Genomic DNA, 9,993 nt, shown 5'->3' on the forward strand with positions numbered 1-9,993 from the left:
AACAAAAAAGCTGTAAACCCTTAAAAATAAAGGCTTACAGCGGATTTTCTGGCGTCCCAGACAGGAGTCGAACCTGCGACGTTCCGCTTAGGAGGCGGACCCTCTATCCTACTGAGGTACTGGGACATTATTCAATTTTATCTATAAAACTCAGCTAGAAAAAGCAAGTTAGGCGATTGCTCCAACACGCCCTTAGGAGGCAGTCGCTCTATCCAACTGAGCTATAGCGACATTTGGAAAATCTATATTTAATTTTACTTGCTACCTTTTCCTTTGTCCTCCGAAGTATATGTTATAACACTTTCTTAGGAGGTCTCCTGACCACTGTCAATCCAAATCATGTTCAGTTCACACAAGACTCGCAATAAAAGGTCTTTTACTACAGTTCAAATCGTTTCTGGTCAATTGCTATCAGCCACTGTAAACCCAGAACAACCGGTAGACTCTAACAATACACAGTGGACAATAAAGGGAAGATTTTTTATTATGATTACTTTTAGGGAAAAATGAAGCATTTAAGGGACAAAAAGCCTCTGCAGCAGGTAGCTGTTTCCCTGACAAGGCATTGTTTTCACGCGTCAGCTTCAGACGAATTATATCGGAAATTTCTGCATATTTATATTTGTTGTAATCTTAAATTCTCCATCTACTTTTTCCACGTCAAAAATAAAGGGAATTTCTTCCTGAGAAGACATACACTGCTCTTTCCATATATGGTAGGCTTCCACAAACGCATGGTGGATCTGCTCCTCCGCCTTCAGCCGGATGTCGACGGCGTCCTCATAGTTTTGATAAGTCCCCAGATAGAACCTCTGATTTTTAAAGCCGATAGACACGTAGAAACGGCCATTTTTACTCCTGAACACGCCTCGAAAACCGCTGGTATTATCGATCCTGTATTTTCGTTTATCGAGAAATTCCACACAGGTTCCATCGAACCGATGAAGACGATCCGGAATTTGTCTCTGAATTTCCTGTTTCAGGCATCCGCAACTTCTTACATTTCTATACATTAGGCTATCCTACGTTGCTTCTGTTTCATTTCCACAGTCGCAGTGGCACCGCCAGTATACAGAGCCTTTTCTGTCTCTTCTTTCTGTAGGTTCTATAGCAGTTAATCTGCCGAATCGAAGTCCTGTGATATCATAAATCTTGCCTCCCCGCAGACAACCACAGCTTTTTACCTTTCCCGATTTCAGCATATGCGCTGTCACCTCACATTGGTTTCCGCAGTCGCACTGACACAGCCAGCAAGTCCTGTTGTACTTATTTTTAATACGTCTGATCACTGTAAGCTTTCCAAAACGTCTCCCTGTCAGATCCTCCGCAGTACGGCCTCTGCGGGCGGAATCCGCAGGGATACAGCCACAGTCGGTGACAGTCCCGTTTTTCAGCCTCTTCGTACTGACCAGTATCTCTCCGCCGCAATCACAGCGGCACCGCCAGAGACAGTAGCCGTGTTCTCTCTGATCTGTCCGCTCCACAACTGTCAGTTTTCCGTATCTCATTCCGATCAGATCCACTTTTTTGCCATGCTATCCCTTCTTTCTTACTCGCCTCCACAGGAAATCGCCAGCCGCTGCAGCCAGCACCACAGAGAGGCCAGCAAAAGCCGCCAGTCGATACTGTTCCAGCCAGCTTCCCTTTCTCAGTGCCCCGTCTGACTGCTCTCTTTCCTCCTCATAGGGCACGCGGGTTCCCCGAACCAGCAGACGGTGTGTATTGATCCCATACGGCGTGCATGTCACCAGCGTGACATAATCTTCCCGGGCATTGATCTTCAGATCTTCCGTCTCCTCCGGGAGAACGACCCGGATCTGGTCCACCTGATATGCAAGGATCTCACCCAACACATGGATATAAAAAATGTCGCCATTTTCCAACTGATCCAGGTCTGTGAACAGCTTTTTATCATTGAGTCCTGTATGAGCCGAAAGGACGCAGTGTGTTCCTGTCCCTCCTACGGGGAGAGAGCTCCCCTGCAGATGTCCCACACCTTTTTGCAGGACTTCCTCTTCCGTTCCGTGATAGATCATTAGCTCCACATCGATAGCTGGAATCCGCAGATAGGCCATTCCCCCTTCTTGGTCCACGTTCAGCAGTCCTGCATAGGGCATGGCGGAGGGATCCAGCTGGCTCATGTCAAAGGGATCTGTAAGCAGGACGCCTCCCTGCAGAAGTCCACGGTTGTATTCCCTGCACTCCTGCAGTTCTGCCGCCCGTTCATCTGTCGTCAGGTTTTCCACGACGATGCTGCCATAATGCTCCATCAGTTCTTCCTGCTCCTTTTCATAGAGAAGGTTGCTGATGGCCGGGTAAGCCAAAAGAGAGATTCCAGCCAGAAAGACCAGGATTGCCAATATCGTCAATATCTTTTGTTTCACTTACTTTGCCCTCCGTTTCTACACTGACTGACCAGAAAAGAAGGATGGGCGGAATACTCCGCCCATTCCTGCGCAAATAACTTGTATTCTCGTTATTTAGAAGATTTTTTTCTTCTGGAAACCACAATAAGCACAACGCCTGAAGCAATCAAAAGAATCCCGTTCACCGTCAGCGCCCATGTGCCTGCGTCTCCGGTCTTCGGCAGGCTGAAGCCTTTCTGGTTGTACAGCTCGAAAGCAACGCTTGCTATTGCCGTCTCTGTGGAACTCTCGTTGTTTACAAAGCCCACATTAAGAGAAGTATCTCCCAGTTTGACGCTTGTCTTATCCTCGTCGAGCAGCATTGCGTTCGGGTCAAGCTGTGCTTCAAGATCGATGGTGACGTCCTCGTCAATCTTGTTATAGCCGTCTGCAGTATTAGTCTCCTTCAGGATGTAGGTCTCATCATCATCCAGACCCACAACCGTCAGCTTTCTGCTGTTCGTATCAAGCTTGAGGTCTGTCACATTGCCGCCAGTTCCAGCGGAATCGGACACAAGGATGTAACTTCCGGCAGAGCCGGTAAAATAGAGGAGCTCCTCATCCTGCCCATTTACCCTGTACAGCTGGAATGTCACCTTACCAATCTCATCAGCTGAAACAGTAGCGTCACTGAAGGTCTTTGTCAGCTCGATGCCGTAGGTATACACCTTGGTGGAATCAGTCAGGCTGCTGTCAGATCCGTTATTGCTCCATACCAGTTCGGCGTTATTGACATTTACCTTCACCGCGTCAGTGGTAAGCCTTGAACTGTAGGTAACAGTGACTGTCTCGCCCTCATATGCCTCGAGAGCAGATGGTTCAAAAGTGAGGGTGAAGGAACTCTCCTTATTGGTATAGCCGACCGGATTCAGTTTCGCAAGGAGAGTCTGTCCAATATAAAACTTATTACTGTCAGCACCCGTTCCCCGTGTAATAGAGGCACCATTGATAGCAATTTCAACGCTGGCAGAATCAAACTCCTGCTTTTTCAGCGTATCACTCATAGTAAACTCGGTGAGATTGTCATAGTCGGTCAGCGTGGGAACCTGCGCTGTCAGCTGATAGTCAAGCACATCCCCTGTCTCGGCAGTAAGCTCATCAAACCATTGGCCTACATCCTTCTCGCTTATCTTCTTCTCAAAAGGCAGATTCTCAGCCTTAAGGTTCATCACGGCCGGTGTATTACCTGTCGTGGCGATCATCACACCCTGCTTGAGGCTTAAGCCACTGGGCACGTTCTTGAAGTCGACGGCATAGTAGCCCTCTTCAAGGTTAGTGATAGTTACAAATCCCTGTGATCCAACACTTGCATCAGCGGTGGCTGTATGAAGTGTAGTTATGTTATACCTCTCAATATACTTCTCAATCCAGGAATAGAACACACCCGCATTGCTTCCACCTTCACCGTTATCTCCAACGATACGGCTCACCAGGTCAGCCTCGCCGTAGGTCTTGTCAAGCGCCTTGGCGTTATCACCGGAGAAGGTGATGTAATCACCGGAAGCTGGCTGGGTCGTACCGGCAGAAAGATCAGTGCCGTCAAACTGCAGATACACAGTTCCGGCAGTTCCAAATACTTCATCGATTGAACCGTTTCCGGCATCCGTATCGATGTTAAAAAATGTATCGAAGTTGGTAGTTACGGAATAAAGTTTCTTAGCAGGATCTGTCTCCGTGTCATTTACCTGGTCCAGCACCAGATACGCGTTTGCCTGTGTACCTGCCCAGTCTTTACTGCTATCTGACCATGCAGGCTCTGTAATCGTGATACTCGCTTCTCCATCCGCAGCAAGCACTGTTGCAGGCACCAGTCCGACCACAAGCGTCAGTGCAGCCAACGTTCCTGTGAGCCGAGATAAGAATCTGTTATTTTTTTTCATAAGGTTTCCCCCTTCCTTTTCTTCTTTTTCATAAGACCTGATTTATATAAAAACATGGATACGCTTTTATATCATTGATTTACCGCCTTCTGCGTCTGCGGCGCCGCGCGCCTGCATTTACAGTCATGCTCTTTGCTTTTTTACCTTCCACAGGATGACTGCGGCTGTCAGAAGCACTACTCCTGCTGCCAAATACCATCCGATACCGGAAAGACCGGTAGTCGGCAGGATCATTTTTTTATGGTTTGTCACCGTAAACAGCAGGTGATATACTGAATTTCCGCCATCTTTGGTCGGTACTGTAATTTTCGTCTGCTCATTCTCTCCCACGATCAGATATTCGTCATCATCAGTTTGAGGCGCATTATACCCGTCTGGCACCGTAGTTTCCTTGAGATAGTACGTTCCATTGACAAGAAGATTTGTGAACTCTGCAACTTTCTCATAATCCGTAAGGGTACCCTGCTTATATTCCACCTCTTCTTCAGCAGTCAGGCTGCGGTAGTAGAAGTAGCTCTGCGTACCGGATCCGTCAGTATGGACCGGATAACTCTTGCCAGCCGTATCCGTAAAAATCATATGCTCAAGGTCAAATCCAGAATCTCCCTTCTCTATCGTCTGCCGTATTCTCGGCTCTGTGGGAACCGGACGACTTCCGACTTCCGTTTTGCCGCCTGTTCCATCATCCTTATAGAGCTGGAACACTGCGCCTTTCAGCGGATCTCCCGCGCCGTCCCGCTTGGTCACGGCAATGGAGCCGGGATAATATGTATTGACAAACGAAGCTGTTGTCGTTGCATCTCCGAGTGTACCTGAGGCGTTTCCGTCTTCAGGCGTAGTCTGATCAAAGCCGTCGACCGGATCATCTGTCTCGCTTACCGTATAGCTCCATCCATTGACGAGTCCGTCGATATAGAGTTTCTCACCAGGTTTGAGGTCAAAAGTGGCAATGCCTTTAGTGAAATTCAATGAAGCTATTCCGTTTTCTACAGATGCTTCAGATCCATTTCCATCATCAAATACATGCCTTGTGGTAAATGTCCCCGAAACCGGGGTACTATTACTATCACTATACGTCAGCGTCACTGTAAAAGAGAATTCCTGATTTGCAAATTGTCCAGCGTCAATTCCTTCTGGAACTTCAATGTCCTTTTCTACGGCAAGTGAAGCCGTTTTTACCGCAAGACGTCCGTTATTGCCCAGATGTATTTGTGCGTTTTCACCGTTCATATGTGCGTAATAGTAAAGCTGCGCAGTAGCAGTATTATTGGTTGACTTTTCTGCCTGTTTGGAATCAACCCGAGGCGCATTCATTTCGCCTGCTTTCACGCAATACTGACCATTTATTTGTTCGGTCGCCCCCTTGATTCCGGTAACCGAGCGGGTTTGGGTTACGCTTTGATTGCCGCTGTAATACTGTACCCGATAATAGTAAGTGTTGCCGTCATCAGAAGTCGGTTGTTGCGTTACCGGATTCGTACACGATTCATCCGTATACAAAGGAATGCTTTCCTGAACGTAGAAATAAGGGTTGTTTTTCGCAGGTGTAAACTCAACGTATGCGTTGCCCGCTGTCTTCTGATCCTCCCACTTTATATCACCAGTATATTTGTTGCTGTAAAAATACAGACCGCCCGTTCCGGTATTTGCCTGCTTGTACGCATCGTCAATCTTTGAAAGATCCACAGTTCCGTCAACATTCTTTACACCATCCTGCACTCCTACGGTATAACAAAGACGCACAGGATAGGCATTATTGGTCGTATGACTTTTCACATTCCCGGATGAATCCAGTTCCACCGTGTTCACTCTCAGGGGAATTGCAGAAGCAGGTATCTTTACTGTAAGTGTCTGCGTCATTTTTCCGGTGTTATCCGTATTCGATGTAACCGTAATAACAATATCATCCGCATTCTGCTGACCGTAAACCGGACTGTCAATCTGACCGCTGAAGGTATAGGTAGTGGTATTTCCGCTTGTAGTTTTAGTAGGATTTGCAAAATTCGTACCGGAGAAGATCAGGTTTTTTACATTCTTGACCTCCATATAATCGCCGATCTCATCGGTATATGTAATGTAGCCGCTCTGGTCGATGGAAGCACCGGACTCAATTTGTGTTGGCACCTGTGGGGCGGACATTGTGATGTCGCTGACAATCTGCTCAAACACATCTGTCACGGCACTGGCATTATTTGCCGCAAAGTATTGATCAACATAATTCAGGGTGTTGATATCCTCTCCACTATCCGGGTGTGTAAAAGTATAATTTTCATAAAAGTTTCCGTGTGGATTCCACTGATTACCCGTCCCTGAAATACTATATAAAATCTCCATCATTAAAGACTGATTGTTCGTATATAAATTCCAGGCATTCTCAATATCCCCCACAATGCTGTATTGATAAACTGATGGAGCGTTGTGTCCAGTTCCTCCAGTATCTTGGCTATACTCATCGTTTCTATACACATAATTTGAATTTCCAAGAACTTCTCCCGGGTTCAAGGTGATATCTGCTGAAGCCTGGGCTGCGGCAGGATATCCGTTTGGAGAATCAGATGCTTCCTGATAAATCTCCGTCAGCCCCATTCCAATGTTATATACTTTGACGCGGTAGTCTTCATCGTTCTGCGATCCATAATGCGCGTCTATCTCTTTTTTCATATAGGAAGCAGTCATGAGGGCTTTCATGCTGTTTCCTGCGGAAGGCCAGCGCACAACACCATTTCCGTTATTTGAATTGTTGCCAGGAGCCCACCATGTCTGACTGTCAGAAGAAACCGTCGGATTTCCATCAGAAAGGTGAATGACAGCAGGAACTCTCTTAACCTCTATTCCATCAATATACTCAGTAGTTGTACACTGAGTCAGCAAATTCATCCCCGTATAGAGTCCCATTTGCGTGTTCGTTGCATCCTCAGTATAAATTGTATGAGAGTCGGAATTCGATCCTACATCCCATAAAACATTTACATTGCCGCTAGATGCAACGGCATCATCATTACTGCATGTAAAATATGTATCTTTCACATCATAATGACCAAGCGAAACCAATACCTGTGAAGCAGTGACTGTTCTGTTTGTGTTCTGTTTTGGTAATCCAGAATAACGCACTACCGCCACCCTGTTATATTCATTGGCCTCCATCAGAGTCTTAATCGAACTGTTCAGCGCATCCAGCAGATTAGCCAGCCGACTTTCATTGTCTTCCATTGCATTTGAGATCATCGATCCCGAAAAATCCACTACAAACACAACATCCACCGGACTCTGAGCCTCTCCGGTAATGCTCTGTGTGGTCGCCAGGGCAGAATACGTCACCAGAAAATCCGAATCATTCTGCACAGTGACAGTACCGACATCACCTCTGAAGGTCTGATCATCGGTTGTTACCGTCTTGTCCGCCCACACACGCCCGGAAAATTCAGTAGTCAGCTCGCCGCTTGTTTTGTCATTCAAGTAAGTCGTATATGTCCCCCGTGTGTCAGCATCTGCTGTATGGCCGGTCGTTCCACTTGTATACGCAGAAAATACGGAAGCTGTGTCTGTGAAAAGAAATACGCATAAGCAGATGACCAGGATGAACCCCTGCCTGCACTTTGTTTTTACTTGCTGTTTCATACTTACCTGGTATATTATAATTGACTCATTTATCAGTCATTAAAATATACCTTCTCCTTTCTATCAACTTTATTAATACGTAGTTGATGACGTTTAGGTTTATATGTAAAATTGAAATATGTGTTTGTGGATTTGTATTTTTCCGTGTGGCTTTGACTACTTCAAGGAGGTTTGGACCACTCACTTATTCCTCAATAACGATGAGTTAGATGAGTCTTTGAATTCGCATTTTGAACCAGGTTTTATGGTCTAAGTGTTGTGGGTACCACATCACATGAAATTTATTTGAAAGATGGTTTTTATGAAATTAGTTGGTATTGATATCGGAAAGCACAAGCATTTCGTCAGCATCGTTGACAAGTTGACTGATGAAATTATTCTTCAGCCTGTCGCTTTCTCTAATAATGCTCAGGGTTTTGAATTCCTTATCTCTCAGATTGCTCTCTATCCTGTTGATAGCGTTCTTATCGGTATGGAAGATACTGGTCATTATCATTTCGCTTTATTGCGCTTTCTTTTACAGAAGAACTACAGCGTCGCTTTGATCAATCCTAAAACTACCGATCTCAATCGTAGAATGGATGGTGGCATCACTAAAAACGATAAACTTGATACTCTTAATATATGCGATATATTAAGCTCAAATAAACTCAAGAAACCTTATCGTTTGACGTCATCTAAGAAATTTGACCTTTATGAACAGAAGCAGCTGACTAGGTTGCATCATTCCCTCAAGGAACAGATTAATGTTCTTTCCAATCGTCTGCAGAAATGCATAGATCTTGTTTTTCCTGAATATAACGCACTTTTTAAATCCAAGTATGGAAAAGTCTATATGTCTATTCTTAAACAGTTCGGCAGTGCAAAGGCCATTGCACAGGCTGACATCAGAACTTTACGCAAATGCTTTGATATTACCGGCAGAGGCAATCGCATTTCTCTGACTGCTGAAAAGCTAAAGGAAAGTGCAAAAACATCTGTTGGCATTTCTTCGTTGGCAGATGAAATGCAGATCAAACATCTAATAGCTCATATCGAACTGCTTAATGATCAGCTCAAAGAAATAGATAAAAAAATAGAAGAGTTTTCCACTGACTTAAACTCTCCTATCATCTCCGTACCAGGAATTTCGCATTTCTCTGGTACATCAATTCTAGCAGAATATGGAGATATTTTCAACTATTCTAAGCCTTCAAAGATAATAAAGGTAGCGGGTGTCGCCCCATTTCACTACGAATCAAGTCAGTACGAAGCCAAGCATAGTGCCATAACCAAACAGGGATCGAGCTATCTAAGAAAGACGTTATATCAGATTATTGTACCGGTCATAAGATACAACAAGGTCTTCAAGGATTACTACGACCTTAAACGCTCACAGGGAAAAAGTCATCGCTGTGCGCAGGGTCATTGCATCAGGAAGCTGTTGAGAGTCATCTATCATCTGGTAACGACAAATCAGCAGTTTGGTGCATCGTTACTGAGATAGAAATAGAATGAAACCGTATTCAAAAAAGTCTATTCCATAGGCTGTTTTCGTCATGCCCAAAAACACAAATCGTATTCACATTTCAAAGATCTTACATATTGATGAGCTACCATAATCAAATCATTTAACGTTTTCAAACTTTTTCATCAAATGACTTGATTTTTATATAGTTAGCTCCTCGTTTATTGATTCGTTCATGCTATGCGTACTGTTGATTTTCTGAAAAACATCTATCCAATGAATATATAGAATGAATTGCTTTTAATTAAAATGGATATCATACATATCAAAGGAGCTAAAATTTAGAAATAATAAGGTTAAAAAGATATTCTGTTTACTGATCAGGATTGCCGTATCACCCTGTTTGATTCCGTCTTTCATAATATCATCGCCCCGCATACATATATTTCGTAGAGTATTCTACTCTAAGTATTACGTATTCCTTAAAAATAAACAATAAAATATATATTTAGTATATAAAATAAACCCGTCTTTAGAGACTATCACTAGATTTTTTGGACTAAATTTAAAATCAAAATTTTAAGTAGCGAATAAACGTCGATTTTATCGATGTTTTTTTATGTTAAATTCTTTTATTTTTTTA

5 protein-coding genes and 1 tRNA gene are annotated in these 9,993 nt (G+C 44.2%); 1 reads left to right on the forward strand and 5 read right to left on the reverse strand.

The genetic code is table 11. The features are described 5' to 3' along the window. Window positions 1-49: 49 nt before the first annotated feature. From B5E48_RS09215 to B5E48_RS09240, 5 genes are all read right to left on the reverse strand, one after another. Window positions 50-126 (reverse strand) — tRNA-Arg (locus tag B5E48_RS09215). A gap of 467 nt (window positions 127-593) precedes the next feature. Next, window positions 594-1,013 (reverse strand): AP2/ERF family transcription factor, encoded by a 420-nt coding sequence (locus B5E48_RS09220; RefSeq protein WP_206393209.1) that lies wholly within the window; start codon window positions 1,011-1,013, stop codon window positions 594-596. A gap of 522 nt (window positions 1,014-1,535) precedes the next feature. Beyond that, the gene (locus B5E48_RS09225) at window positions 1,536-2,384 is read right to left on the reverse strand and encodes a class C sortase (RefSeq protein ID WP_143747015.1); all 849 of its coding nucleotides are present in this window, start codon (window positions 2,382-2,384) and stop codon (window positions 1,536-1,538) included. A gap of 92 nt (window positions 2,385-2,476) precedes the next feature. After that, entirely contained in the window at window positions 2,477-4,285 is a 1,809-nt protein-coding gene (locus tag B5E48_RS09235) for an isopeptide-forming domain-containing fimbrial protein (RefSeq protein WP_087304839.1), read from the reverse strand. Window positions 4,286-4,408: 123 nt separating this feature from the next. Continuing rightward, window positions 4,409-7,903: a DUF7601 domain-containing protein gene (locus B5E48_RS09240; RefSeq protein WP_087304840.1), complete on the reverse strand. Its 3,495-nt coding sequence runs from the start codon at window positions 7,901-7,903 to the stop codon at window positions 4,409-4,411. A 301-nt stretch (window positions 7,904-8,204) separates the two neighbouring features. Here B5E48_RS09240 and B5E48_RS09245 point away from each other — a divergent pair, with 301 nt between their 5' ends. After that, window positions 8,205-9,389 carry an IS110 family RNA-guided transposase gene (locus B5E48_RS09245; RefSeq protein ID WP_087304841.1) on the forward strand — a complete coding sequence of 395 codons (1,185 nt, stop codon included), beginning with the start codon at window positions 8,205-8,207 and terminating at the stop codon, window positions 9,387-9,389. Window positions 9,390-9,993: the final 604 nt, after the last annotated feature.

Origin of the sequence: Massilimicrobiota sp. An105 (assembly GCF_002161155.1) — a bacterium.
In the GTDB taxonomy this organism is placed as follows: Bacteria; Bacillota_I; Bacilli_A; order Erysipelotrichales; family Coprobacillaceae; genus Allocoprobacillus; species Allocoprobacillus merdigallinarum.

Coding starts and splice junctions, on each gene's coding strand:
- B5E48_RS09245 (WP_087304841.1), top strand. CDS start 8,205: ATGAAATTAGTTGGTATTGATATCGGAAAGCACAAGCATTTCGTCAGC.
- B5E48_RS09220 (WP_206393209.1), bottom strand. CDS start 1,013: ATGTATAGAAATGTAAGAAGTTGCGGATGCCTGAAACAGGAAATTCAG.
- B5E48_RS09235 (WP_087304839.1), bottom strand. CDS start 4,285: ATGAAAAAAAATAACAGATTCTTATCTCGGCTCACAGGAACGTTGGCT.
- B5E48_RS09240 (WP_087304840.1), bottom strand. CDS start 7,903: ATGAAACAGCAAGTAAAAACAAAGTGCAGGCAGGGGTTCATCCTGGTC.